Origin of the sequence: Bradyrhizobium genosp. SA-4 str. CB756, assembly GCF_000473125.1 — a bacterium.
Classification (GTDB): Bacteria; Pseudomonadota; Alphaproteobacteria; order Rhizobiales; family Xanthobacteraceae; genus Bradyrhizobium; species Bradyrhizobium arachidis.
In genome coordinates, this window is sequence record NZ_KI421499.1 from 6,150,788 (window position 1) to 6,176,033 (window position 25,246).

At 59.5% G+C, this 25,246-nt stretch carries 12 protein-coding genes and 15 pseudogenes; 16 read left to right on the plus strand and 11 right to left on the minus strand.

What is annotated here, in order from left to right; all coding sequences use genetic code 11:
* Positions 1–522: 522 nt before the first annotated feature.
* The 7 genes and pseudogenes from BRAGE_RS57640 to bioB form a co-directional block, all read right to left on the minus strand.
* The gene (locus BRAGE_RS57640; protein ID WP_283808068.1) at positions 523–657 is read right to left on the minus strand and encodes a hypothetical protein; all 135 of its coding nucleotides are present in this window, start codon (positions 655–657) and stop codon (positions 523–525) included.
* A gap of 778 nt (positions 658–1,435) precedes the next feature.
* Complete coding sequence (locus tag BRAGE_RS49795; protein ID WP_231164251.1) at positions 1,436–2,152, minus strand: HpcH/HpaI aldolase/citrate lyase family protein; 717 nt, start codon at positions 2,150–2,152, stop codon at positions 1,436–1,438.
* 757 nt (positions 2,153–2,909) lie between these two features.
* A pseudogene (locus BRAGE_RS0129625) lies at positions 2,910–4,169 on the minus strand (adenosylmethionine--8-amino-7-oxononanoate transaminase); the annotation flags it as partial.
* A gap of 117 nt (positions 4,170–4,286) precedes the next feature.
* A pseudogene (bioD, locus tag BRAGE_RS57060) lies at positions 4,287–4,805 on the minus strand (dethiobiotin synthase); the annotation flags it as partial.
* Positions 4,802–5,947, minus strand: a pseudogene (locus BRAGE_RS49800) (8-amino-7-oxononanoate synthase). The pseudogenes BRAGE_RS49800 and bioD, both read right to left, overlap by 4 nt.
* 105 nt (positions 5,948–6,052) lie before the next feature.
* A pseudogene (panD, locus tag BRAGE_RS49805) lies at positions 6,053–6,385 on the minus strand (aspartate 1-decarboxylase); the annotation flags it as partial.
* Positions 6,386–6,436: 51 nt separating this feature from the next.
* Positions 6,437–7,423: pseudogene (bioB, locus tag BRAGE_RS49810) on the minus strand (biotin synthase BioB).
* A gap of 300 nt (positions 7,424–7,723) precedes the next feature.
* Between bioB and BRAGE_RS53300 the strand changes: the two are divergent.
* The 3 genes and pseudogenes from BRAGE_RS53300 to BRAGE_RS53305 all read left to right on the plus strand — a co-directional run bounded on the left by BRAGE_RS53300 (position 7,724) and on the right by BRAGE_RS53305 (position 9,570).
* Positions 7,724–8,060 (plus strand): annotated as a pseudogene (locus BRAGE_RS53300) (Dabb family protein).
* Positions 8,061–8,499: 439 nt separating this feature from the next.
* A pseudogene (locus BRAGE_RS49820) lies at positions 8,500–9,248 on the plus strand (anthranilate synthase component I family protein).
* A 70-nt stretch (positions 9,249–9,318) separates the two neighbouring features.
* On the plus strand, positions 9,319–9,570 hold the full coding sequence (locus BRAGE_RS53305; RefSeq protein WP_347336551.1) for a glutamine amidotransferase-related protein: 252 nt from the start codon (positions 9,319–9,321) through the stop codon (positions 9,568–9,570).
* Positions 9,571–9,698: 128 nt separating this feature from the next.
* Here BRAGE_RS53305 and BRAGE_RS0129655 read toward each other — a convergent pair whose 3' ends face one another.
* A complete protein-coding gene (locus tag BRAGE_RS0129655; protein WP_027565192.1) occupies positions 9,699–11,225 on the minus strand; it encodes a porin in 1,527 nt (508 codons plus the stop codon).
* Positions 11,226–12,015: 790 nt separating this feature from the next.
* On the opposite strand from BRAGE_RS0129655, the pseudogene BRAGE_RS53310 reads away from it, so the two are divergent.
* From BRAGE_RS53310 to tnpC (BRAGE_RS49850), 9 genes and pseudogenes are all read left to right on the plus strand, one after another.
* Positions 12,016–13,116 (plus strand): annotated as a pseudogene (locus BRAGE_RS53310) (IS630 family transposase).
* Positions 13,117–13,371: 255 nt separating this feature from the next.
* Entirely contained in the window at positions 13,372–13,719 is a 348-nt protein-coding gene (gene tnpB, locus BRAGE_RS0129670) for an IS66 family insertion sequence element accessory protein TnpB (RefSeq protein WP_027564510.1), read from the plus strand.
* Positions 13,720–13,764: 45 nt separating this feature from the next.
* Positions 13,765–14,387 (plus strand): annotated as a pseudogene (locus BRAGE_RS49830) (IS66 family transposase zinc-finger binding domain-containing protein); the annotation flags it as partial.
* Positions 14,388–14,445: 58 nt separating this feature from the next.
* The gene (tnpA, locus tag BRAGE_RS49835; RefSeq protein WP_035730201.1) at positions 14,446–14,871 is read left to right on the plus strand and encodes an IS66-like element accessory protein TnpA; all 426 of its coding nucleotides are present in this window, start codon (positions 14,446–14,448) and stop codon (positions 14,869–14,871) included.
* On the plus strand, positions 14,868–15,215 hold the full coding sequence (gene tnpB / locus BRAGE_RS0129680; protein ID WP_027564512.1) for an IS66 family insertion sequence element accessory protein TnpB: 348 nt from the start codon (positions 14,868–14,870) through the stop codon (positions 15,213–15,215). The genes tnpA and tnpB (BRAGE_RS0129680) overlap by 4 nt, the downstream gene beginning before the upstream one ends.
* A gap of 70 nt (positions 15,216–15,285) precedes the next feature.
* A pseudogene (locus BRAGE_RS49840) lies at positions 15,286–16,077 on the plus strand (IS66 family transposase); the annotation flags it as partial.
* Positions 16,078–16,284: 207 nt separating this feature from the next.
* On the plus strand, positions 16,285–16,419 hold the full coding sequence (locus BRAGE_RS57645) for a hypothetical protein (RefSeq protein ID WP_256436599.1): 135 nt from the start codon (positions 16,285–16,287) through the stop codon (positions 16,417–16,419).
* A gap of 214 nt (positions 16,420–16,633) precedes the next feature.
* Positions 16,634–17,886: pseudogene (gene ltrA / locus BRAGE_RS49845) on the plus strand (group II intron reverse transcriptase/maturase).
* Positions 17,887–17,962: 76 nt separating this feature from the next.
* Positions 17,963–18,681, plus strand: a pseudogene (gene tnpC, locus BRAGE_RS49850) (IS66 family transposase); the annotation flags it as partial.
* A gap of 142 nt (positions 18,682–18,823) precedes the next feature.
* On the opposite strand, the gene BRAGE_RS0129705 reads toward tnpC (BRAGE_RS49850), so the two are convergent.
* The 3 genes from BRAGE_RS0129705 to BRAGE_RS0129715 are packed head-to-tail and all read right to left on the minus strand — an operon-like array spanning position 18,824 to position 21,989.
* Positions 18,824–19,825 (minus strand): tyrosine-type recombinase/integrase, encoded by a 1,002-nt coding sequence (locus BRAGE_RS0129705; protein ID WP_027564514.1) that lies wholly within the window; start codon positions 19,823–19,825, stop codon positions 18,824–18,826.
* Positions 19,822–20,751 carry a tyrosine-type recombinase/integrase gene (locus BRAGE_RS0129710; protein ID WP_027564515.1) on the minus strand — a complete coding sequence of 310 codons (930 nt, stop codon included), beginning with the start codon at positions 20,749–20,751 and terminating at the stop codon, positions 19,822–19,824. The genes BRAGE_RS0129705 and BRAGE_RS0129710 overlap by 4 nt, the downstream gene beginning before the upstream one ends.
* Complete coding sequence (locus tag BRAGE_RS0129715; RefSeq protein ID WP_028146413.1) at positions 20,748–21,989, minus strand: tyrosine-type recombinase/integrase; 1,242 nt, start codon at positions 21,987–21,989, stop codon at positions 20,748–20,750. The genes BRAGE_RS0129710 and BRAGE_RS0129715 overlap by 4 nt, the downstream gene beginning before the upstream one ends.
* Positions 21,990–22,112: 123 nt before the next feature.
* On the opposite strand from BRAGE_RS0129715, the pseudogene BRAGE_RS53315 reads away from it, so the two are divergent.
* The 4 genes and pseudogenes from BRAGE_RS53315 to BRAGE_RS55030 all read left to right on the plus strand — a co-directional run.
* Positions 22,113–22,256: pseudogene (locus BRAGE_RS53315) on the plus strand (transposase domain-containing protein); the annotation flags it as partial.
* Positions 22,253–22,503 (plus strand): annotated as a pseudogene (locus BRAGE_RS57065) (hypothetical protein). The pseudogenes BRAGE_RS53315 and BRAGE_RS57065, both read left to right, overlap by 4 nt.
* A 33-nt stretch (positions 22,504–22,536) precedes the next feature.
* A pseudogene (tnpC, locus tag BRAGE_RS49860) lies at positions 22,537–23,489 on the plus strand (IS66 family transposase); the annotation flags it as partial.
* Between the two features lie 1,195 nt (positions 23,490–24,684).
* On the plus strand, positions 24,685–25,224 hold the full coding sequence (locus BRAGE_RS55030; protein WP_141263430.1) for a hypothetical protein: 540 nt from the start codon (positions 24,685–24,687) through the stop codon (positions 25,222–25,224).
* The last annotated feature ends 22 nt before the right edge of the window (positions 25,225–25,246 follow it).

Consider the following 25,246-nt stretch of genomic DNA (forward strand, 5'->3'; position numbering starts at 1 on the left):
CCGCCGCATACCGCGCAGCACTCTGGTGTGCCGTGGCGGGAAGTATGGGAGTTGTTGCACATTCTCGACTCCGGTCGGTATTTCGTGGATATCCCCCGTCCATTTTTGGCGCAGCACCTCGCCTGCACTTCAAGTGCGCGCCGGGATGCCAAGTCTCGCTGCATGAACGGACCCCGGGGCGCGCCTGACTCTCATGTGCGCCTGCTTGGCTCGCGGTATCCGCGTGCTTCGTCAGCCAGATCCTGATTAGTAACAGTACCGAAGTTTTGATCCTAATTAGTGCAATGATGTCCCTGTAAACGCAAAAATCATGCGTTCTGGTCGCGTCTCTCGACGGATTTCACTCCTCGTTGGCTCAATGCTTCCGGACAAGCCCGCTTGCCTGGAGCCGTCAGCGGCAGCTCTTCACGACTGCCGGACGGGTGCGGCCGTGATTTACCGAGATCGGCGATCTCGTCCCTCAGCGCTTGCTGCATCACCAGGAAAAGACAAGAAACTCGGCTTTGTATGCGCGGTTCGGAGTTAGCGATCGGATTCCGCTTCTGCCGGTAGGCTGGCCTGAGCAAGGGCCACCTCGAATTCTCCTCTGGCTGCGAATTGATCGCCATCTTTGTCGTCGTCGCGCGATGAGGGCTTTCTCGTCAGACGCATCATCATGATTAAATCGTGAGGTCGGCTGGTTGGCACGGTAACTGCTCCTCGGCGGCGAGGATGGCTCTGAGCCTTTTACCTTGAAATGCAGTTGAACCCGGGTTGCGCTACGCTGACACCAGATTCCGAAAGCGCGTTGCATAGACATTGATTGCTGGTCGCACGAGAGGCGCCCGCTTCAGCGGCTCACCATCGAGCAAAGCTGTAACCTATGCTTGGACGTGCCCAACCCTGCAGACTGCTGCCAATGATCCACGGCATGCTTCTTGATCGCCATTTCACTGAGCCCGCGAAGGAAATCACTCGCGCCGCCGGGGGTTGCCCAAGCTCATCCGAGCGACCGGGACGTACATACTGCTTCGATCGTCGGGGCGGCCGCTGCATTTCTCCTTTCTGCAACTCACTTGTCCGCAGCACCCATTTGGCGCCCCGGCACTCGCTTCACCGGCTCCTGTCGAATCGCGACCACAAAGGCCGAAAACTGGCTTGTCCAGGGCGATGAATAAGACGGCAGGAAACAGGTTTCGCGTGGCCGATCTTTGCAATTGACCATCTAGACTAGATAGAAGCCATCATCCACGATGCGCACAGGAGGCGGGTCATCGTCATGGTCGCAGGTAAGGTGTCGCGACGCCTCCCATCCCTCCATCGCAGCCGAACTGGGAAGCGTGACGTAGCGTTGCATGGGCCGCCAAATCGAAGCGCGCATTGCGTTCGGTACTCTGGAGCGATTCTGTTACCGCGTTTTTCTCATCAATTGGCACGTCATTAACGCAGACAGCTTTCAGCGGAGCTGCGTCAACCGCGCTCTGGCAAGAATGGAATGAGCACGAATTCGGACCGGGGCATCGACCATGGCACCATCGACTGCAACTGCGCCCTCACCCGCTCCGAGCACTTTGTGCGCCCAGGCGATGTCGCGTTCGTCGGCGCGAAAACCCGCGCAAATCGGGCCAACCTGGCCAGGGTGGATCGCGAGCTTTCCGCCGAAACCAAGGTCGCGGGCATCGCGTGCATTATCTCTTACAAGGTCAGCATCATCGATCGAGGTCGTGACGCCATCGAGCGGGGGCACCTTTCCTGCGAGTCGAGAGGCAAGGACCAAACTGGATCGCGCTGAAAGCAACGCTTCGCGCGCGTGGGCGCAGCCCACTTCAGCGCAGAAGTCGATGGAGCCAAAAGCCAGCCGCATAATTCCGGGGAGCGCAGCAATTTCGAAGGTATCCCTGAGCCCACGAGCTGTCTCAATGAGCGCAACTATGGGTAGGCACCGCCTTAGATCACCGGTCAACCTCAAGAGGGATCTGCCCATTTCAGCCTTGGGAAGGACAACTCCTTCGATCGGTAGCGATGAGACAAGCGCCACGTCGTCGGTATGCCACGGGCTGTCCATTCCATTGATACCCACGAGCACAGCATAAATCGAAAGACCGAGGCAAAGGTGAAGGCATCGACGCGCCTCTTGCTTTGCCTCCGGCGGAACCGCATCCTCCAGATCCAAAATGACGGCGTCCGCGCCCGAGCTCGGACATTCGTATCAATCCACTTCGCTCTCACGAAACTGAAGTTGCCGCTCGATCCGCAAATGCACAACTTTGCATATGGCACCTACCTCAATGCGCATCCGATGTTTGTATTTCCCCGCAGAGAGCGTCTTTGTAATTGAACAATCAGCTTGATTGTCTTCGAAGGCGGCAAACATAGCGCAGAAGTTCAACGATTTTGGATGCCTTACGCAAAATTCCAACCAGACCGGTTCGCGACTGGCCTCTCCGAATCTAGCCAACTTTCTTCGACACCGACAAATGTCGATTGTGCACGTAGCTCCTGGTCGCTTTGGATCCGAGACGGCGCGTAACACATCACAGAAAAAACTTGGCTCGAACAAGCACCTGCCGCGTCGCTAATCGAATCGTGGCAAACATAAGCCAAATCGTCGCGATACCATCATATCCAGGATGGGACCCGCGATACACTGCCTCAATCGCATAGTAAGCGGTGGCTGTTACGATGTGATGGCGCCCTCCGACTGGAGCAGTCGAGGCGGACGCATTCGCCAGGGCCGCGGCTCGCAACCCATTTATTGGACTGGCATTCTTCGATCTAGACTAGAGCTTTTGCCGAACCTGCCTAGCTGGAACACCGGACCCGCGCGTCCTTCGGATCGTCGGGCAGAGCTCCAAGGTCAATTCGGGACAATCATCCCGCCCAACGACCAAAGCCGAGCTGCGGCGGCTAAGCTCCGGGATCGTCGGCGGTCAACTCAGCGCATCAGCAGCATCACGGATGCCGGCGTAGATTTCATCCAGATCTGCCGCTGTTACACAATAAGGCGGCATCACGTAGATCGTATTACCGAGTGGCCGTAACAGAAGATTTCGGTCTTTAAAGAGCGACTGAAGCTTTGGACCTACGTCCGCGAGATAGCCAGCATCGTTCGCTTTAAAATCGAGTGCCGTGATAGTACCCGTCCGACGGACGTTTTCAAAGCGCGCGTCAGCGCGGAATGGCTCAATTGCCTGCTCTTGCATAGCGGCGATCGACATCGTGCGGCAACGCGTTTCCGGATCCTCCCAGAGCTCCAGGTTGGCTTTTGCGGCGGCACAGGCTACTGGATTGGCGGTATATGAACTGGAATGAAAGAACGTACGCGTTCGATCTGTCGAATAGTGAGCTTCAAAAATGTCTGCACGGCAGAGTGTCACGGCGAGAGGAAGCGCCCCTCCTGTGATTCCCTTGGAATAGCATACAATATCTGGCGTGACATTAGCCTGCTCGCAAGCGAACAAGGTTCCGGTGCGGCCCCAGCCCGTCATGATCTCGTCAGCGACGAAAAGGACGTCCGAGACCTCGCAGATCCGCTTCATCTCTCTGAGCACCCAAGCGGGGTACATCAGCATTCCACCCGCCCCCAATATCAGAGGCTCAACGATGAAGGCCGCCGGACGTTCATTTTGACATGTAGCTGCGAGCGCATTAAGCGTTTCTCGCTCTCGACCTTTCGCGGGGAACGGGATTGAGGTAACGTCGAACAGCAGGGGACGGTACGCTGCGTTGAACACACCGCGGGCACCAACCGACATCGCTCCAACAGTATCACCGTGATAGGAATGTTGCATCACCACAATGCGCGTTCGTTGTTTGCTGCTGTGATGCCAATAACCGAGGGCCATTTTTAGGGCCACTTCCACGCTAGCTGAGCCGCTGTCGGAAAAGAAGACATAATCAAGGCCGCGCGGTGCGAGTCTCAGAAGCCGCGCTGCAACCTCTTCAGCGGCATCATGGGTATAGCCGGCGAAAATAATCTGGTTAAGCTTGCCTGCCTGCTCCTGAATTGCGCGTACAATAGGTGGATGGCAATGCCCGTGGGTCACGACCCACCAGGATGAGATTGCATCGATGATACGGCGACCATCTGCAGTGTGGAGATAGGCGCCATCGCCGCGCACGATCTTACTCTTTCGGTCTTCGAGCCCGTGCTGTGTGAAAGGATGCCAGATCGGCGAGGCTTTCCTTTGCTTCGTAGACTGAAATTGTCGCGGAGGAAATGCGCATTTGAACGCAGCTTTTAGTGTTTTCGACGTGAGGGGAGAAAGCCACGGCAATCGCCCCAGCCAACGCACCCCTCCGATCTCGCAAATTGAGTTCTCAGTTTCAGCATTTTGTTCACCAATGAATGCAACCCCAAGGACGTCGATCTGGCGTCTTCGCAGCGCTTCTATCGACAACAGCGAATGATTGATGGTGCCCAATGCCGTGCTCGCGCAGAGTACGACTGGGAGCCGCCAACGCTCGAAGATGTCCACGAAGAGTGTGCCGTCACTTAGCGGGACCATGAGCCCGCCGGCGCCCTCGATTACGAGCGGTCGACCCTCAACGTCCGGCACGTTGAGCGAATCGACATCGATACAAATTCCATCAAGCCTGGCGGCATGATGGGGCGAAGCAGGCGTTCGAAGGCGATATATCTCAGGCACGATGCGGTCAGGCGAGAGACCACCCAGCCGTGCGACAATTTGGCTATCTGTCTCTCCTTCAAGACCGGCCTGAATCGGTTTCCAATAATTGGCTCCGATGAGATCGGCGAGACCTGCGGAAAACGCCGTTTTCCCTATACCAGTATCCGTACCAGTTACCACAATCCGCAGGCTCATCGAAAACAGCCCCTGGTCTGCTCATTCAGCACATCAAGCATCGCACTCCTCTCCGACGTTGAGCGTCAGTGATATTCGCAAGCGAGCCGTGCCTGCCGGCACGGTTGGCGGTCGGATTCCGCGAATATCGAATCCGCGCGCCTGCATTGCCGAGGCGAGCCGCATCGCATGGGCGTTGTCGCCGACGATATAGGGCACAATCTGCGAGTCCGACGGACATCGCAGCCCACGCACCTCCATTTCTCGATGTGTGAATGCGACCAACTTTGCCAGACGCTGCTGACGTTCGGGTTCCTCCTGAAGAACTAAGAGTGCCTCGCGGACGCCAACGACGATTAAAGGTGATGGCGCAGTTGCGAAGATAAATGGACGACAGCGATTGACCATGAAGTCCCGCATCGCGGCGGAGGCAGTTACGAGTGCCCCGGCAGCGCCCAGCGCTTTGCCGCAGGTATGAATAACCACCATATTTTCGTTTCCCTCGTATCTCGCGGTGAGCCCTCGTCCCTGCTCACCGTAGACGCCGGTGGCATGCGCCTCATCCACGACCAGGAACGCGTCATGCCTAGCCGCGATCGCGACCAGCTCGTTGAGCGGCGCGAAATCGCCATCCATACTGTAAATACTTTCGACGACGATCCAGACACGACCCTTTCCGCCCTGCACTCGCCAGTCACGGATGGTACTTTCGACTGATTGAGGATCATTATGGGCACTTTTCCGAAACTCGGCGCGGCCAGCTCGCGGGCCTTCATGGATACTCGCGTGCAGAAGAGAATCGAGAACGAGTAAATCGCCCCGCTGCGGCAGGGTTGTTAGGACAGAGAAGTTTGCGGCATATCCGCCACCAAAGAAAAGCGCCGTCTCCGCACCAAAGAATCTGGCAGCTTCTGCTTCGAGACGCTCGTGCTCCTCGCAATTTCCCCTGAGAATCCGGGATCCGCCGGCTCCGATCGGCGTACCGGCCTCGAGCGCGGCCAAGACGGCGTTTTTCATGCACGGTGAGCTCGCGAGGGCCAAATAATCGTTCGATGTAAAATCAATTGCCGCGCGGGCTTTTAGACTTCGCAAACGGTGTCATCTTTCAGGGCGTTCAAAGCCCTAACATAGCCGTCAAATTTGCCCATAGTGGCTGGTTTCATTGCTCGCTCCGGGGCCAGCTGCGTGTCGTACGCTGACGTTGACGGCCGCAAAAGATGGAATCGAGGGATCTGCCGTGCAGTCTTTAGCCTGACCGGATACGGTTTTTCTCGATCGACCAGTACAACGCGTGGGCTGAAGGCCTTTGCTTCTGCCTCATCAAAGGAGGCATATGCAACGATAATTACCTTATCTCCGGGCATCGCCAGTCGCGCGGCCGCACCATTCAGACCAATTACGCCAGAGCCTAGCGGCGCTCCGATCACGTAAGTGGCAAACCGCGCTCCAGTGTCGATGTTGTAGATTTCAGCTCGTTCGTTGGTCAGGAATCCTGCCGCAACCGATAGCGCGCGATCAATCGAAATCGAGCCTTCATAGTGCAGATCGGCTTCGGTCACCGAGGCGCGATGGATTTTGCCTTTCATCAATGTGATCTGCATTGCTCACCTAAGCTAACGTTTTGCGCACAGCGCGCTCGCAGCGCCGCCGCCTCAAGCAAGATTGGACGTAATGCCGAGACGGGTCAGCAAATTCGCGTCGCGCTCGCGCTGCGGGTTCTTAATTGTCAGCAGCACGTCGCCAATGAAGATTGAATTCGCTCCGGCGAAGAAGCACAGCGCACCTGCAGTTCATCGGTCATATACTGCCGTCCGGCAGACAGCCGCACGACACTCTTCGGCATGATGATCCTGGCCGTCGCGACCAGGCGCACCAAAGCGATCGGATCGGGCCGGTCCGCGGTCCTATTGACCGGCCCCCCCAACCTCGTTCCACAGGTTGATCGGCACACTTTCTGGATGGCTGCGAAGATTAGTCAGCAGAACGAGCATGCTAATGCGGTCCTCGATGCCTTCGCCCATACCTATAATGCCACCGCAGCAGACCTTGATTCCGGCCTCACGCACATACGCTAGCGTGTCAATGCGGTCTTGCAAGGTGCGGTTGGTGATTATCTTGCTGTAGAACTCCGGCGAGGTGTCAACGTTATGATTGTAGAACTCGAGCCCGGCCTCGGAGAGCCGCGCAGCCTGCGTTGTCGTCAGCATCCCAAGCGTGACGCAGGTCTCCATGCGGAGCCCTTTTACTGTGCTGACCATTTCGCAGACCCGATCTAGATCGCGGTCTTTTGGATTGCGCCAAGCCGCAGCCATGCAGAAACGCGTCGCGCCGGCATCCTTGGCGCGCTGCGCAGCCCTCACTACGTCGGCAAGATCCATCAGCCGGGTGGGTCTCAGGCCCGTGTCATAACGTGCGCTTTGCGAGCAGTAACCGCAATCTTTGGGACACCCTCCAGTTTTGATGCTGAGCAGGCTTGCGGACTCGACACGGTTCGAAACGAAGTTCTCGCGATGAACCGTCTGCGCCTGAAACAGTAAATCTGAAAGCGGCAGGCCATAGAGAGCTTCTGCCTCAGCATGCTGGCAGTCCGTTCGGATCGGTGCACTCTCACTGTTGTCCCCGCCCACGGCAGCCGCCATCAAAGTTTCTTTCCATCGTACAACTGTGCCCGCACGCCCGCTGATGCAGCGATAACTTGTTCCGACGAAGAAAATCGGCGACTTCCAGTTATTATCGCACAAATTAGGCGAGTTCCCCCACTTACATACAGAAATTCGTCTCTTGGATTGTCTACTCGGCGTGTAGCGAGGGAAAAACATTCAGCTGAACACCCGCCAACGCGATCGTGCAGGGGCTTGTCTTGCATGATTTAGCGAAGAAGTTCAAATCGCCTTTGCACGAACTCAAGCCTCAACGTTCGGGATCACCGGCAGTCAGCTATGATTCGACACATCGTATTTTTCACCGCGAGAGATAAGGCGTATATCGACAAAATAGTCGACGGCCTTTCCGTTCTCGCCAAAATCCCGCATGCCCGCCGACTCGAGGTGGCTCGCAACCGCAAGAGTGACGAGCTTGGCAACGAAATTGACGTGATCGTCTACGGAGAATTCGACGACGAACTCGAACTCAACGCCTATAAGGCGCACGACCTTTACCAGGAGTCGATCCGGCAGGTAAGACCCGCTCCGGGAGCTGCGTTTCGCGGCAGACTACAGCATGTCCACAGATGCGGAGCCGGCATGTTTGGCAGGCCCTGTTCACGGGCATAGTTAGGGCGCGCGCGCCGCTGGCGGGCGCGCAGGAGCTTTTGAGTGCCCTATGAGCGTCGCCTTTGCCGGGCGGGATCACAATCAGCCATCTATCGCTGACATACAGACTAATGCATGTACAGGAACTGCAGTGGATTGAGCCCGTCACAGCCATGCGACGCCTCTCGCATCGGAGGCACCTCACGGCAGCGCTTGCCTGAGGCACTCGTACATCTCTACGACGTCGTGATCAGCTTCGATCACTACCATGATAGATGCTGGGTCGTTTCTACCGGATGGCCGGAGCAGGATCCGGCGCGCCGGCGTGAGCGCGCACGCGTAGAGCCGAAGATTTTGTTGGGCTGGTTGCAGGCTCGGGCCCGCCTCCAGATCTGATACCGAACCAAGCCGGCTCATGGCATTCCAACTTCAGTCGCGAGCGATATATCGCGACGGTGCAGCGCGTGATTGACCTCATTCTGGCGGGAAGCGTCTTCCAGGTCAATATTGCGCAGCGCTTCAGCGCCAGCCTGCCGACCTCGCTCGATCCGGTAGCCTTTTATTGTCAGCTGCGGAAAATGAACCCGGCTCCTTTTGCCGCCCTCCTTCGCTATGGCATGCTCACCATTGCATCGAGCTGGCCGGAGCGTTTCCTAAAGCTTGGCGGTCGACAGGTCGAAACGCGACCTATCAAGGGCATGGTCGCGCGTTCTGCTGACTGCGAGGAAGACTGGCGTCGCGCTGAGACGCTGGTTGGTTCGGAAAAAGACCGTGCCGAGAACATTATGATCGTCGATCTCCTACGCAATGATCTCTTGCGCGTTTGCACCCCTGAATCAGTCCACGTCCCGTTGCTGTGCAGCCTCGAGTCCTATGCCTCGGTGCACCATCTCGTGTCGGTCGTTACGGGTGAGCTGGCACGCGAGGAGGATGCCGTGAGTCTGCTTAGAGCCTGTTTTCCCGGCGGCTCCATTACCGGAGCTCCCAAGGTACGATCGATGGAGGTTATCCTAGATGTCGAGCGTGTGGCGCAGAGGTGTATTGCGGGGCGATCGGCTACATAGGGTTCAACGGACATATGGATAGGAATATCGCGATTCGCACTGTAACGATCGACGACGGCCAAGCCGTCTTTCATGCAGGTGGCGGGATAACGGCGATGTCCGATCCAGCCGCCGAATATGAGGAAAGCCTTTCGCGCATTCGTTGCTGATGAATGCGGTGCATCTTGATCGTCATCATCGATAACTACGATTTCCTTTGTCTTCAACATTGCGCGATATTTGCGCAAACTTGGTGCAGCAACGTGTGTCATCCGGAACGACGCGATGGAGGTGAACGAACTTGCCGACCTCAGGCCGCGGGCGGTTGTCATCTCGCCCGGTCCGTGCACTCCAGCTGAAGCTGGAATATCGACAGCCGTCGTTCGCGAACTGGCGCTCGCCCCCAATCGTCTAGGTCTGATGGGAGTGGCGCGGTCAGCGTGTGTCGCCGCCGCGCCGCTTGCGCCGGTCAGCGGACCAATCATCTCGTAATTGTCAGTTTCGCGCCTTGGCAAACTTGAGTTCATTAAAAAACCTCCGGCGGGCATGCCGGAGGTTTTCTTGGAGGTCTAACTTAGATGTGATGAGCTTCTTTCTTTCTCCTTCCTCTTGACAGAGATTTACCAGTTGCGCTGAGCACGCAGCAGCAGCGATACGCCGGTTTGGTCCTTCAGCTCATAAGCAGCTGCTGGTTTGGCGATGCCTGACTGGAGCGGCAGGGTTACCGTGCTTCCACCAGCGTACTTCTGGTCGAGCATCAGGTAAGAGAGGTCCGCCGAGAATGTCAGGTTCTTGACCGGCGTCCAGCGAGTGATCACACCGGCAACTGCGTAGTTCAGATCCGGATTGCAGCCGCCCAGACCGCTCGATAGGGCGAGGTTTGCCATAACCGCACCGCAGATGTAGCCCTTTGCCGTATTGTTGTAACGCACAGCAGCCCAAGCGCCATAAATTGCGGTATTCCAATTCGGATCCCAGTTGTGAGTGTAGCCACCGCGGAAGCCATACGTCGTGGTCAGCTCCTGGCCGGACCCGGTTACGAACACAGAGTCTGAGACACCGCCAATCCCAAGGCTTTGATAGGCGCCCAGCAGACTTGTGCCGCCGTATACCGCATAGGTGGTCGATATCAGGTCCTGAAAGTTGTAACGGCTTGCACCGTTTGTATAGACGCCTGTCAGGTTGATCGTGTCGCCGGCACCGGTCGGGAGGTTCTTGATCGACAACGCCAGCTGACCCGCCCAGCCCCACTTATCGCCGGGATAGCCACTCACCTCCGACGCGCCGTAGTAGCCAGCATGGTTGTCGTGCGCAGCAAACGAGGCTTGGAACAGACCCCAGGCCTGGTCCACACGAAGCGCCGCAACCAGGTCGGGAGCCCGGGCACCACCGATGTCGTTCGCGCCATACGCACCGTTTGCGAGACCGGCGGCCGTCGCACCGCTCACGTTCCAGACATTGGTCGTACCTGAGGCGACCGGATCCTGAGCCGAGAAAGAGGCCGTGATGCCCTGGCCAAAGTCAGCAGTATAGCTGAACTGGTTAACGCCAACGATCCAGCCGCCACCACCGGGCAGACCGTCGATGCTGTTACCCGGATAGTTGGCCCACGGCGCGGAGAACTGCGACTGCGCCTTACCAATCGTGAATCCAGCAAACTGAATGAAACTGAAGTAGACGCCTAGAAAACCGCCAGCGATTTGAGAAGCGGTCGATGTGGTGTAGGTCGTCGCGCCGTTCACGTTGGTGGTGCCCGCACCGGAATAAGTACCCGCCGTCCAAGTGAACGTCGCATCGAAGTAGGTGCGCAGCATGCCGTACTCGGTCGCGGTGCGCGTGTCGATGTTGAGGTCTTCGCGAGCGCGCATGTTGAGATAGTCGCTCAGGCGGTTGTGAGCGCCCCCGATACCGTTGTTGGGCACATCGTAATGACCGCTAGTACCGAATGTCGTTTCGGCGCGCAGATACCCGCCCAATTTGATACACGTGTCCGTGCCTGGGATGTAATAGAATCCGGCGCCGTACAGCGAGCAGACCTTGACGTACTCGACGGCCTTAGCCTTGACCGGCAGATCCGCAGCCTGCGCTCCCCCCAGCGCGATGAGACTCGCCGCCGATGCCAACAAAAGGCGCTTCGCCATTTTCATAAAAAGTCCTCCAAGTTGTATTGCCTCGCAGGTGGCCGCCCGATCAACGAGACCAGCTACCTCGCCCCAATCATTCTCGACCTACGGGGCCCCTCCTCGAACGCCAGCTGAAAGATTCGACCAGTGACGTCGCGGTGCGGACCATTCCGCCCCCCGCGTTGTTACGTTGACAGATTATGTTTATGATCGGAGTGAAAACTGTGTACGAAACGGACAGAGCGATCCGCCCGATCATGCCGGCGTGCTCTAATCGCGTCATAACCGTGCGTAACGCACGATAGTCGACATCAGGCGTACGATAAGAACAATGCGCAGTCATTCGATCCGTTGAAGTGTTGCCGGCTCTGTGCTCTCCGGAGACTTTCACGCAAGGAAAGAACGCTCGGGTTAATGCGGTGCTTGTTCTGGCGCTCCCATTTTCCGCGTCAGACTTGCTGTAAGTTCGGAGCAACAACGCGGGTTCGACAATACCCGAGCTGCTTCAGTTAAGTTTTGATTGAAAGCACTGGTCGGCGCCGCAAGGACAGAGGGCGTCGGTCTCAGCGCTGGAATTGATTCGGCGCACCGCGCTGACCATCTTCCACATGTGAACGAGCGCTACGGATATGGCGACGCCCGGTATTGAGCCTGATGGGCATCACTGCCCTGACTAAGGTGCTCCCGATCCAATGAGCGTCCCAGCTAGAGCGATCTTTGCCGCGAGTTGACCGGTCCCAGCTTGCACTAGTCATCTGGAACGCGAGTTCGTGACATTAGTTGATCGCTCGGATCTCTAGAGAGGAGAGCGCTCGTGGCGAATGCAGGTGTGAAAGGCCGGCCGATCGCGCCGTTGGTGCTGAGTCCGCAGGAGCGGGCGTACTTGGAGAGGCAAGTTCGTCGTCATCGTGTAGCCCGATCGCTATCTGAGCGGTGCCGCGCGATCCTGAGGTGTGCAGATGGTCTGCCAAGCAAGTCTGTGGCCGCCGAACTTGGCATCCATGAACACACCGTTGGCAAGTGGCGCCGCCGATTCTTAAAGGCTCGCTGTGATGGCCTGCTTGACGAAGCCCGCCCTGGCCGCCCTCGAACCATCGACGACGATCAGGTTGCTGAGGTAATCGAGCGGACATTGCGTACGACACCGCCCGACGCGACGCACTGGTCGATCCGCTCGATGGCTGCGGAAACTGGCTTTTCTCACACCACGATCCGCCGAATGTGGACCGCGTTCGGCTTACAGCCGCACCAAGCGAGACATTTAAGTTGTCGAGCGATCCGCTATTCGTCGATAAGGTGCGCGATATTGTCGGGCTTTATCTGTCCCCACCGAACCGAGCCGTTGTCCTTAGCGTCGATGAGAAACGCCAGATCCAGGCACTCGATCGCGAACAGCCGGTCTTGCCGACGATGCCTGGGGTGCCGGAACGCCGCACGCACAGCTATGTGCGGCATGGTACGACCACGCTGTTTGCCGCGCTCGATGTCGCTTCTGACTTTGTCATTAGCAAATGCTACAAGCGCCATCGGGCGGTCGAGTTCTTGAAGTTGCTCAAAGAGACGACGCTCAAATCCCTGAGGGGCTCGCTGTCCATATCGTCATGGATAACTACGCCACCCACAAGCCACCCAAAATCAAAGCGTGGCTCGCTCGCCGGCCGCACTATCATGTCCACTTCACGCCGACTTCCGCGTCATGGATCAATCAGATCGAGCGCTGGTTCGCTGGACTTACCAGAAAGCAGATCCAGCGAGGTGTTCACACATCCGTCAGGCAGCTCGACGCTGTACCTTCATCGAACTGCACAACAATAACCCGAAGCCCTTCAAATGGACCAAGTCCGCAGACCAGATCTTGGCTTCCGTCAAACGCTTCTGCCACAAAGCCCAGCAGACTTTATGTGGCGAACTTTAGATTCACATGACTAGCGCGCAGGCTCATAAGTGGACAACTCGAACTGTCGGCTGGTTCGCCGTTCGTGCCTATCGAGATTGGGCCGTCTGTGCCGCGGCGGGAGGTGGCCGAAGCGCCATTGACGACGATGGCGGCGCGTCGGCGGAAGAGCCAGGGCATCATCGAGATTGATCTTCGTAGCAGGCACCGCATCCGGGTCGATGGCGGCGTTGATGGAGACGCGCTACGTCGCGCTCTCGATGCTTTGGTACGCCGATGACCCCGGCTCCGACGGGCGCGCGAGTGTGGCTTGCGACAGGCTACACGGACGTGCGCCGAGGCTTTCCGTCGCTGGCACTCCAGGTGCAGGAGGTGTTGCGCAAGCACCCGCTCAGCGGTCATCTGTTTGTCTTCCGCGGCCGCCGAAGCGATCTTGTAAAAGTGATCTGGCACGATGGCCAGGGAGCATGCCTGTTCACAAAAAGACTCGAGAGAGGGCGGTTCATCTGGCCTTCGGTTGCGGGGGAAGCAGTAACGATCTCGTCGGCGCAGATGAGCTACCTGTTGTCCGGAATCGGTTGGCGCAACCCGCAAGAGACCCAGCGTCCGACGCGGGTCGGATAGCCGTTTTGGGTTTGAATCTGCTGCTTGATCTGATTCAATGGCTTCATGATATCGAAGCCGGACGACCTTCCATCGGACCTTGTCAGTGCCCTGGCAGCGCTGCAGGCCGAGCGTGAGGCCCGGCTGCGAGCCCCGAGGCGATGGCTGCCAACGCGCAAGCGGAGCTGTCGGATAACACGGCACCCATCGCGCATCTCGAGTTGCGGATCGAGAAACTCAAGCGCGAACTGTACGGGCAGCGCTCCGAGCGCACGGCGCGGCTGATCGAACAATTGGAATTGGAACTCGAAGAACTCGCCACCACGGCGAGCGAGGATGAGCTTGCCGCGCGCGCCGCCGCGGCGAAAACCCAGAGCGTGCGCGCCTTCGCGCGCAAGCGGCCGGTACGAAAGCCCTGGCCGGACGACATCGAACGCGAGCGCGTCGTTGTTGAGGCGCCAAAGACGTGCGCCTGTTGCGGTGGGGCGCGGCTAGCGAAGCTGGGCGAGGATGTGACCGAGACGCTGGAGGAGATCCCGCGCCGGTTCAAGGTCATCGAAACTGTGCGGGAAAAGCTCACCTGCTTGCGAGAAGATCAGCCAGCCGCCGGCACCGTTCCATGCCACGCCGCGCGGCAATTACTGGCGACGATCCTGTTCGACAAGTTCGGCATGCATATCCCGCTCAACGTATCGCTCCGGCGAGGACCGCCTTGCGCAGTTTGATGGAGGATGAAGACATAGGCGTATGACTGACCATATGCCTATGCCTACGGTTTCTCGACTTGAAGTCGTCTCGACGGGCGCTCGACGCCGTTGGACATTGGAAGAAAAGCAGCGGATCGTCACCGAGAGCTATGGCGGGCCACGTCTGGTGTCGGTGACGGCACGACGCGACGGGCTGTCGACAAGCCAATTGTTCACGTGGCGCCGGTTGGCGCGCGAAGGCAAGTTGAGCGGGGATGGCGCGCCGGCGCTTGTTCCGGTTGAGATCACGTCTGCGGCGGCTCCGATCTCGAGTAGCGCGCCACAACCGGTGTCTTCACCGCCTGCGCAACGTGCAAGGGCCGGCATTATTGAGATCGAGCTTGGCGGCGGCTGTCGCGTGCGCGTTGACCGGGACGTGGACACGGAAGCGCTGCAGCGGGTTCTTGAGCTTCTGAGACGGCGATGATCCCGATCCCGAGCGGCGTCAGGGTCTGGATTGCCACCGGCCACACCGACATGCGCCGCGGGATGCAAAGCCTGGCGCTTGCGGTCCAGGAGAGCCTGAAGCGCGATCCTCATGCTGGCGATCTCTACATCTTCCGGGGTCGTCGCGGCGATCTGGTCAAGATCCTCTGGCATGACGGGCTGGGCATGTCGCTCTACGCCAAGCGCCTGGACCGAGGCAAGTTCATCTGGCCTTCGGCGTCGGACGGCGCGGTATCGATCTCAGCGGCGCAGATGGCCTATATGCTGGAAGGGATCGACTGGCGGAATCCACAGCTGAGCTGGCGACCGAGAAGCGCGGGCTGAGCACAAAATCCAGCAGATTTTGCATTTTGGGGGAGTCACAACGCTTCCAATCTGTGATTCACTGTGTCGCATGGATGCCGAGCGCGACGCTGTTCCGGATAACATTGCCGCCCTGAAAGAGGCGTTGGCCGCCGAACGCACGAGGGGTTTGGAGATCGCCGCTGAACTCGCGGTCGCCCGTGCGAAAGCGTCTGAGGACGAAGCGCTGATCGCCCAGCAGAAGCTGAAGATCGCCAAGCTAAAGCATCAGATCTACGGCCAGCGGTCGGAGCGTTCGTCGCGCCTGATCGAGCAGTTGGCCTTGACGTTCGAAGAGCTGGAAAGTGACGCCACTGAAGACGAGCTGGCGGCAGAGCGCGCTGTGGCCAAGGCGACGACGGTGCGCGGATTTACACGCAAGCGCGGCGAACGCCAGACGTTCCCTGAGCATTTGCCGCGCGAACGAGTGGTGATCGAGCCGCCGACGGCTTGCGAGTGCTGTGGTGGCAATCGTCTGCGCAAGTTCGGCGAGAACGTGACGAGGACACTGGAAGTGGCACCGCGCCAGTGGAAGGTGATCGAGACGGTGCGGGAGAAGTTCTCCTGCCGTGATTGCGAGAAGATCAGCCAACCGCCAGCGCCGTTCCATGCCGTCGCCCGCGGATGGGCCGGCCCGAGTCTGTTGGCCATGATCATGTTCGAGAAGTTCGGCCAACACCAGCCGCTGAACCGCCAGGCAGAGCGCTATGCCCTAGAAGGCGTGCCGATCGCACTGTCGACCATGGCGGATGCCGTGGGATCAGTCTGCACCTCGCTCGACCCACTCCTGCGCCTGGTGGAAGCCCATGTCATGGCTGCCGAGCGGCTTCATGCCGACGACAGTTTGCTGCAGAAGCACACGGAAAGGATGATCGAGATGATCTGAAAATCTGTGTGCACAAGCTGTGGCAGCGATGAGGGTAGGCCCCTCGGGATCGACTTTCAGGAGTGGGTCCCAAATCACTTCAAGCGGCTTCGCTTAAGAGGCGCGGTCGTGAGCGTTGAAGCCAACGGTCGGGAATACCCGAACGGATAGGCGTCCGAGAGACGAATGAAAATGAACCCGCCGATGAACCGTCGTAACGTGGAAATCGTCGTCAAAACCAGAGGTGTGTCGTCCCTCTGGGATGAGCCCGCCGGAAGCCTGATGACCGGGCGGGCGGCGACCGGCGTTGAGGGGGCGTGAATCGGATGCAGGCGCTGCCGCGGAACTGCAGGAACCAGTCGCTCCGATGGAAAGGGAGAAGCACAAGCGGAGAAGACCGCGAGGCGAGATTACCGACGCGGAGCACTGGGACGGACCGATCCGTATTAGCGACGAAGGCTCGTAATGGGGCCGGAGCAAAGGGATCGGATCAGGAGGGCTGGCCACCGTCGCAACTGACAACAGGAGGACGACGGTGAACCAGCCGAGCAAACCGTTCAACATCGACAAGAGAGAGGTGTACGAAGCATATCTGCAGGTGCGATCCAATGGTGGCGCAGCCGGTGTCGACGGAGTGACGATTGAGCAGTTCGAGTCCGACTTGAAGAGCAATCTCTACAAGATTTGGAATCGAATGAGCTCAGGCGCTTACTTCCCGCCGCCTGTTCGCGCCGTCTCCATTCCAAAGAAGAGTGGGGGCCAAAGGATCCTCGGGGTGCCCACTGTGGCAGACCGCGTGGCACAGACGGTTGTCAAACAACTAATTGAGCCGGCTCTCGACGCAATCTTTCTGGCGGATTCTTACGGCTACAGACCCGGTAAATCGGCTCTCGATGCCGTAGGTGTAACGCGACAGGGTGCTGGAAGTACGATTGGGTTCTGGAGTTCGACATCAAGGGACTGTTCGACAATATCGACCACGAGCTTCTGCTGCGGGCCGTCCGGAAACATGTGACGTGCGCATGGGCGCTGCTCTACATTGAAAGATGGCTGACAGCGCCGATGGTGCAAGAGGATGGAACGATAATCGAGCGAAGCCGCGGTACCCCACAAGGGGGCGTGGTGAGCCCGATCCTCGCCAACCTCTTCATGCACTATGCATTTGATCTCTGGATGGCACGGATGTTCCCCGATCTCAGGTGGTGTCGATATGCAGATGACGGGTTGGTACATTGTCGGAATGAGATGGAGGCGCAAAGCGTTCGCGAAGCGCTCCAGGCTCGGCTGGCGGAGTGCTACCTGGAACTGCATCCTACGAAGACGAGGATCGTCTACTGCAAGGACGACCGACGCCGGGGCAAGACTGAGACGGTTATGTTTGACTTTCTCGGTTATTGCTTCCGGCCGCGATCGGTCCTGGGGCCGCGTTCGCAGAGGATGTTCTGCGGGTTCACTCCGGCGGTCAGCAAACCAGCGCTGAATGCCATGCGAGCGACGATCCGAGGCTTGAAACTTCGCAAGCGAACCGAGGTGACTTTGGACGATATTGCCCGCGAGCTAAACCCGATGGTTAGGGGGTGGATCGCTTATTATGGGCAATATACGCGTTCAGCGCTCTATCCTTTGGCGCGCTACATCAACCAGACGTTGGCTATCTGGTTGAAGCGAAAGTACAAGCGCTTCCATCACCGCTTGGGACGCGCGCGTCTCTTCCTGGAGAAGATCGCGCGTGAGAACCGCAGGCTGTTTGTGCATTGGCAACTCGGCGATGGCGGCAAGCTTGCCTGATGGGAGCCGGGTGAGGCGAGAGTCTCACGCCCGGTTCTGCGAGAGGCTGGAGGTGAAATCCCTCCGGCCTACTCACCCGACCGTGCCGGTGCTGGCCAAGGGCAAGACCGATATGGCACGGTGCTGGATCTACGTCCGGGACGACCGGCCCTTTGGGGGCGCGGGGCCGCCGGCGGCGATGTTCTATTACTCCCGCGACCGCAAGGGCGAGCATCCCCAGGTGCATCTGGCCCGATATGCCGGCATCCTGCAGGCCGACGCCTATGATGGGTACAACCAGCTCTATCTGGCGGGGCGCCAGCCAGGCCCAATCCGGGAGGCTGCCTGCTGGTCACACGGACGGCGCCCGTTCTTTGCCATGGCCGACATCGAAGAGAATGCCCGGCGCAAGGCCGCTGGCAAGAAGGAAATCCCGCTCTCGCCGATCGCGATTGAGGTCGTGAGGCGGATCGATGCGCTGTTCGAGATCGAACGCTCCATCAATGGCAGGAGCCCCGACGAGCGTCTTCAGCTGCGGCAGGCGCTGAGCCGGCCTCTGGTCAAGGAGCTTAGGTCTACATGCGCGAGCAGCTCGCCAAACTGTCGCGCGGTCACGACCTGGCCAAGGCGTTCAACTATATCCTGAAGCGATGGGCGAGCTTCACGCTGTTCCTTCAGGACGGCCGCGTGTGCCTCTCCAACAATGCCGCCGAAAGGGGCTTGCGAGGCATCGCCCTTGGACGGAAGTCCTGGCTGTTCTGCGGCTCTGATCGCGGAGGGCGGCGCGCTGCGGCTATGTACAGCCTGATCGTCACGTGCCTATGCCGCGCTCGGCATAGGGCCGTTTATGCCGCCCGCCGAACTATGCCGAACGGGTCCGGTATGGCACGTCGTTGTCACGCTGGCACCGTCGATCGCGTGCACGGTTGCCCCATTCCATTCGGCATAGTCTGGACGTTCAGAGCGCCTCTAGGAAGGCGAGCAGGCGGTCGTTCGGCTGGAAGCGGGTTCGCTTGCCGCGCTCGTACGGCTTAAGCTTCGCCAGGGCAGCTTCCTTGAGGGCGAGGTGGGCGTGCAGGTACGTCTGCGTCGTCTCGACCGATTCATGACCGAGCCACAGCGCGATCACGGAGCAGTCGACGCCGGCTTGCAGCAGTTCCATCGCAGCGCTGTGCCTCAGCACGTGCGGTGACACGCTCTTGGCCTTCAAAGACGGGCAATTCTTGTGAGCGACACGAACATGCCTTCCCAGCAGCGACTGGACGCTGTCGGCACTGAGCCGGCCCCCGTGCACGTTGGGGAACAACGCTGTTGCTCCCTTCCGTACCGGCTCCTTGAGCCATGCCTGGAGCGCACACCGAGCGAGTGTGGTCAGCGGAGTGGTCCGCTCCTTCCGCCCTTTACCGACGCATCGTACGTGTGCGCCAGACCCGAGGTGGATGGCATCCCGGTCAAGGCCAGTCAGCTCTGAGAGGCGTAAGCCCGTCTGGGCCGCGACCAGCAGCAAGGTGTAATCGCGGCGGCCAAGCCACGTCGTTCGATCGGGCGCGGCGAGAACCGCCTCGATCTCGGGGCGCGTGAGGAAGTGCACCTGTCGCTTATCGTGGCGCTTGCTCGGTATGGCGAGCACGCGGTGGATCAGCGCACTGTGTGCCGGCTCCTCGAAGGACACGAACCTGAAGAAGGATCGGATAGCGGTCAGACGCAGGTTACGCGTCTTCGCGCTGGCGCCGCGCTTTACCTCGAGATCGGTGAGGAACGCGCCGATGAACGTTGGGTGCAAATCGGTGAGCGTCAGGGCCGATGGGGGCTTCCGCAGCTGCACCTGTGCGAACATGAACAGCAGCCGGAACGTGTCCCTGTAGGAGGCGATCGTGTTGGCGCTAACATTGCGCTGGCGCATGAGGCGCTCGTTGAAGAAGCGCTCGATCAACGTGGCGACATTGCAGGCGGGCTTCATGGCGTCACCTCCCACCGCCGATCGAGACGCCGCGCCGCTTCTTCCATCAACTCGGGGCAGGCCGAGAGATACCAGTAGGTATCACGCACGCAGGCGTGGCCGAGGTAAGTGGAGAGCACTGGGAGTTGCTGCTCGACGTCCTTGCCTTCGCGATACCAGTCGAGCAGCGTCCGGATGGCGAAGTGATGACGGAAGTCGTGCACGCGTGGTCCGGTACGATCACCTGGGCGCCGCAGCCCGATCTCTCGGGACAATCGCCAGAAGACGCGATGAACGTACTGGTGCAGCAAGCGGCCTCCCTGTTCGGCAACGAAGAAGGTCGAGCCGCAGCGTGATCCGAGCATCGCGTCGCGCCGGCGGGCGTAGTCGCGCAACGCGGTTCTCGTCGTCGGATGCAATGGCACGAGCCGCGACTTGCCGAACTTGGTCAGCCGGACCGTCAGCACGCCGGCGTCGAGGTCGACGTCATCACGCTCCAGGTCCATCGCCTCGGATATACGCATGCCCGTCACCGCGATCAGCCCGAACAGGGTATGGTAGGTCCATCGGCGCAGCCCGCCCGCTGGCGGCAGAGCCAGCGCTGCCGTCAGCAACGCATCGATCTCCGCGTCGCTGTAGACACAGGGCTTGGCGCGCTTCCATCCGGGCAGCATGCCGACGGGCGGTACCTCCGTTCTCGGATCGAAGTTGGCGACATGGCGCGCGAACCCGCGCACGTCGCTCAATCGCAGCGCCCAGGATGCATGACGATCGGGCGGCAGCGTTGCCCATTCCATTGCCAGCTTCGTCGTGATGATGATCCTGGCTTTGCGCTTCTCCATGAAGGCGACGAAGTCGGCGAGCCGACGGGTCTGGTGCTCGTACTTGTATCCAAACCCCTTGCGCATGCTCAGGTACTTATCGAGTGCGGCGCGCAGATTGGTCATTGCACGCCTCCCGGCCAGGGCAGGCTCAATGTTCTCAACGCATCGATATCGACCTTCGCGTAAATCCGGGTGGTGTCGTGGTTCTCGTGTCGCAGCAACTGTCCGATCTCCGAAAAGCTCGCGCCAGATCGGAGAAGCTCGGTAGCGAGACTGGGTCGCAAGATGTGGGCGCCGCGGTGGGCGCAACCTTCGATTCCAACGCGATCGAGAGCGGCCTTGGCGATCATGGTGATCGTGCATGCGGAAGCAAAGCCGACATGTGGCGCGAGTGTGCGGACGAACAGCCGTCGGCACGACGACTTTAGGCGGCCATTGCGCAGATATGCAACGATAGCCGCGCCAATGTCTGGCGGTATCGGCATTCGTGCACGCTGTCGGCCCTTGGCGCGAACGAGTATCTCGCTGGCGCGCCAGCCGATATCGTCGAGGGTGAGCGTCGCAACATCGTCGGCCCGCAGGCCGAGCTTGGCCAGCAACAACAGAATGGCGTAGTCGCGGCGTCCCATCACCGTCTCTCGGTCGCAACCGTCGAGAGCCTTCCGCACCTGAGCGGCAGGCAGATAGGTCGGTAGAGTTGCGAGCTTCCATCGGCGCATCGATGGAACGCAATCCGCCAACAGGCGCGCGTTCAGCCCCCGATGGTAGAGGTAACGGAGAAAGGCACGCAGCGACCAGCACATTGCCTTGCCTGTTCCTGCGCTCCAATCCTGGGCGTGGCGCTCAATGTAGCGGATCACGTCCTCTTGGTCGATCTTGCACAGGGCGGCGGCGCCGCCGGAGTACACCTCGTGCAAAAACCTGCGGATGACCGGGAGATGGCGTACGATGGACCTCGGGGCCAAGCCGCGCTCTGATCGCAGGTAGGCATCGAACTCCTTGAAGATCCGTTCGTGCGGGGTGAGAGGCGGTAGCACCAACGGCGCGATCGCGCCTTCCTCGCGCAGCACCGACAACCATCGCTTGAGCGCTGCCCGGTCACCAGGTTGGATAGACTGCCTCCCGCCTCGATGTCGGAGGTACCGCTCAACGACCTGCTCATCGAGATCAATCAGCTTATAGCGACGGCCCGCGATCCAACTCAGGAGCCCGCCAACTACGTTGAGGCAACGCCACGCGCCGTGCCGAACGAGCCTCTGTTCGACGAGACGAACGGCATAGCACTCGACGAGCCGTCCGTGCGGCCCGCTTCTGAGACGCCGGTACAGCCGGCTTCTGCCCAGGTACTCTTCAACTTCCATCTTCCTGTTCTCCGCTGTTGACAGCGGAGGCACAGAACGAACTATGGCGAACCGACCAAACGCCGGTCAGCCAGAAATCTGGGGAAAACGACCCGAATCGGCATAGTTCGGCGGGCAGCATAAACGGCCAAGATGAACGGCGTCGATCCGCAGGCGTGGTTGACCGATATCCTTGCCCGCATTGCCGCTCATCCGGCTCATCGGCTGGACGAGCTTCTGCCCTGGAATTGGACGCCGGCGTCAGCGATCTCCGCTCGAGCGGCATGACCACCCACGTCAACAAGGCCCATCACGTCACCACCATCACCCAGGTCGCAAAAGACCTCGGCGAAGATGAAGATTGGCTACGAGACGTCGACAACGAAATGGAGATCGAGGACGGCGCCATTTGGGCTTTGGCGTTGGCGAAGACGGCGTTCAAGCGTTCACTGACTTCGGCATCGAGCGCCTCATCGAGCTCATCCAAATTTATAAAGAAAATCCGCAGTTACTTAAGCGATGGCCGTCAGAATAATCCAATCAGGTTGCGGCCTACGCCGGAGGCGTACCGCTCAACCGCCAGAGCGTGCGCTTTAAGGCCGAGAAGATCGACCTGCCGCTGTCGACGGCGACCAGGTCGGCCACGGAACCTTCGCCGTCATGCCGCTCTTCCAGCTGATCGAGCGTCATGTGCTCGCAGCCGAGCGTCTTCATGGCGACGACACCACCATCCGCATCCTGGCCAAGAGCAAGTGCACGACCGGCCGGATCTGGACTTATGTGCGGGATGACCGGCCCTACGGTGGGCTGGCGCAGCCGGCTGCGGTCTCTTGCGCCTCGAGCGACCGACGGGGCGAGCATCCCCAGAAGCATCTGGCCGCCTTCGCCGGCATCCTGCAAGCCGATTGCTATAGCGGCTTCGAGCCGTTGTTCGACCCGCAAAAGAAAGCGATGCCGATCACGCCGGCATTCTGCTTTGCGCATGCGCGGCGGGGCTTGTTCGAGCTGGCCGATATCGAGAAGAACGCCAGGGAAGGCAGCAAGGGTAAACCGATCGCGCTGGAGGCGGTCAGACGCCTCGATGCGTTGTTCGAGATCGAGCGCGCCATCAACGGCCGCAGCGCCGACGAGCGGCGAGCCGTGCGCCAGGAGAGAAGCAAGCCGCTGCTCGACGACATGCACGCCTGGCTGCTGCGCGCGCGAGAAACCCTCTCGCGCCCGTCCGAGTTCCTGAATCCCATGAATTGCATGCTCAGGCGCTGGCCCGACTTTGCCCGCTTCCTCGACGATGGCAGGATCTGCCTCAGCAATAACGCCGCCGAAAGAGCGTTGCGCGGCATCGCCTTGGGAAGGCTCAACTGGACCTTCGTACGCGGCGCCGACCGCGCCGCCATCATGCTGACGATGATCACCACCTGTCGTCTTAAGGGTGTCGCCGATCTTCTCGCTTCGCGTCTGCACGAACTGCTGCCCAAGCTCCCGCGCCAAGCCAACGAACCCACCGATCAGCAGGCTGCCTAACCTTCACGCAGCGCTATCATAGCGCTATCCGGCTCTCGCGCGCATGCGTCAATCAGGCAGTCTTCGTCGTATGCGCACGCCGAGCGGGGTCGGATCGTCGCGGAAAGTCTGCTGCCTGCTCAGGTATCGGAGGTGGCGCGCAGGCGCGGGGGACGCGTTGGCAGATTTACGATTGGCGACGACGCTTTCGCCAGCGAGACGAATTGCGGTCGTGCGAGGCTTCGCAGCCGCCGTTCGCGCCGCTGGTCGTGGAGGAGCCGTTAGAGGAGCGTCACGTTTCGGCGGTCAAACTCGAGATAGTCAAAGCAAACCCTATAAGGGTTAGTTTGCGTTTTCGCCGAGGTTCCACCGCCGTGGCTGCAGAAATACGCTGTTGATCGGCCATTTCCGCCCGATTTCTGCATCGTCATTTGCACACACGCGGGACAATCATCTGAGCGTCGTTCGTCATAATGAGCAGGTCGTGTCCCAGTCCTCACCGCTGCGGATGTTGTCCGCGACGTCTTCCATCTGCTCCACCCGCTTATAGATTTCCGCGTTGCGCACGCTAAGAGGAATGAGCGTCGCGTTCGACCGACCTGGCTGACGACGCCGTCATACTCCGTCCATTCGGCGAATTTCAACGCATCGACATTATCAAACGCTCGAGTAGGCGAACCGATATTTCTTGCCCTTGGATCGAGGCAGAACATGACCGCCCCGACGAAGGTCATGCAGACGAGTTCGCCTTTTTCGCCGCGCACCGCCCTGCCGTCGTCATCCTCGGCCTAGGCAAGCCTTTCTTCGTTCGCGAGCACTCGTGCGAGAACCCGCCCTCGCGCTGATGCTTGAGTCAGCCCGTTAGTCAGATGACCGCCGATCCTGCCGATCGCCTCGATAACCAACTGTTGAACGTCACTTAAGGCAATTTGTCAGTCTCGTCCTGCATAGGAACGCGAAGGGCACCGGAAAACACCGTTTCGTTGATTTCGTCCGTGCAAAAACCAGCTTCCATGAGAGCCATGCTCCGCACCATCCCTTAACTGGGATGTTGAATTCATCTTGAAACAACCCGTCACCCTCAGGTGCTCGTCTCGATCGCGAATGTAGCTGTGCGTCGGTATTGCGGTTCCGCGTAAGCGTGTAGGTGCTTCCACGTGGGGAATGATGTTGGATTGCCAGAGAATTTCCTGGTTATTTCTTTGCAGGTGTCCACGTGAGCGAACATACCTCTGACGCCAGGAATTTCGAAGTTATCACGGCCACACCCGAGCGGCTTGCGGTAAGTCCGGGGTGGAGCTATCGCACCTGGTCGCGGGAGTCGAAGGAGCGGATCGTCAAGGAAAAGTTTTTTCCGAGCGCGCGGTCTCACGGCTCGATCCTACCGCCGAACTCGGACGGTCTTGTGGGAAGCGGCGGCGGCATCACTGGCGTCAACCAGCTCTTACTACCGTCGAAGTTATTGCCGGGTCGTTCGTCAGTTCGTCCACGCATGGAGAACTGCGAGAGGGCCTACTATCGTGAAGCCCGCAAGCTGCATGAAGGCATTTTAGAGACCGATATTACCGAAACAGTTTGTGCCGCCACTTGCGTTGAACTACGCGGCAGCTTTGGTGACTGCAGCGATCTTTACGCGCTTAGCAGCCGACCGATAGTCGTTGCGCTCACGTTTGTAAGCAGTGCCCGCTCATTCGCCAGAAAAACAAAACTCGAGTACCGTGCGGCTGCCGCGAACAGTGCGACGCGATCTCGATGACCCCCGCAAAGCCGGTTCGGCG

Coding starts and splice junctions, on each gene's coding strand:
- BRAGE_RS57640 (WP_283808068.1), bottom strand. CDS start 657: ATGATGATGCGTCTGACGAGAAAGCCCTCATCGCGCGACGACGACAAA.
- BRAGE_RS0129655 (WP_027565192.1), bottom strand. CDS start 11,225: ATGAAAATGGCGAAGCGCCTTTTGTTGGCATCGGCGGCGAGTCTCATC.
- tnpB (WP_027564510.1), top strand. CDS start 13,372: ATGACCCCGGCTCCGACGGGCGCGCGAGTGTGGCTTGCGACAGGCTAC.
- tnpA (WP_035730201.1), top strand. CDS start 14,446: ATGACTGACCATATGCCTATGCCTACGGTTTCTCGACTTGAAGTCGTC.
- tnpB (WP_027564512.1), top strand. CDS start 14,868: ATGATCCCGATCCCGAGCGGCGTCAGGGTCTGGATTGCCACCGGCCAC.
- BRAGE_RS57645 (WP_256436599.1), top strand. CDS start 16,285: ATGAAAATGAACCCGCCGATGAACCGTCGTAACGTGGAAATCGTCGTC.
- BRAGE_RS0129705 (WP_027564514.1), bottom strand. CDS start 19,825: ATGAAGCCCGCCTGCAATGTCGCCACGTTGATCGAGCGCTTCTTCAAC.
- BRAGE_RS0129710 (WP_027564515.1), bottom strand. CDS start 20,751: ATGACCAATCTGCGCGCCGCACTCGATAAGTACCTGAGCATGCGCAAG.
- BRAGE_RS0129715 (WP_028146413.1), bottom strand. CDS start 21,989: ATGGAAGTTGAAGAGTACCTGGGCAGAAGCCGGCTGTACCGGCGTCTC.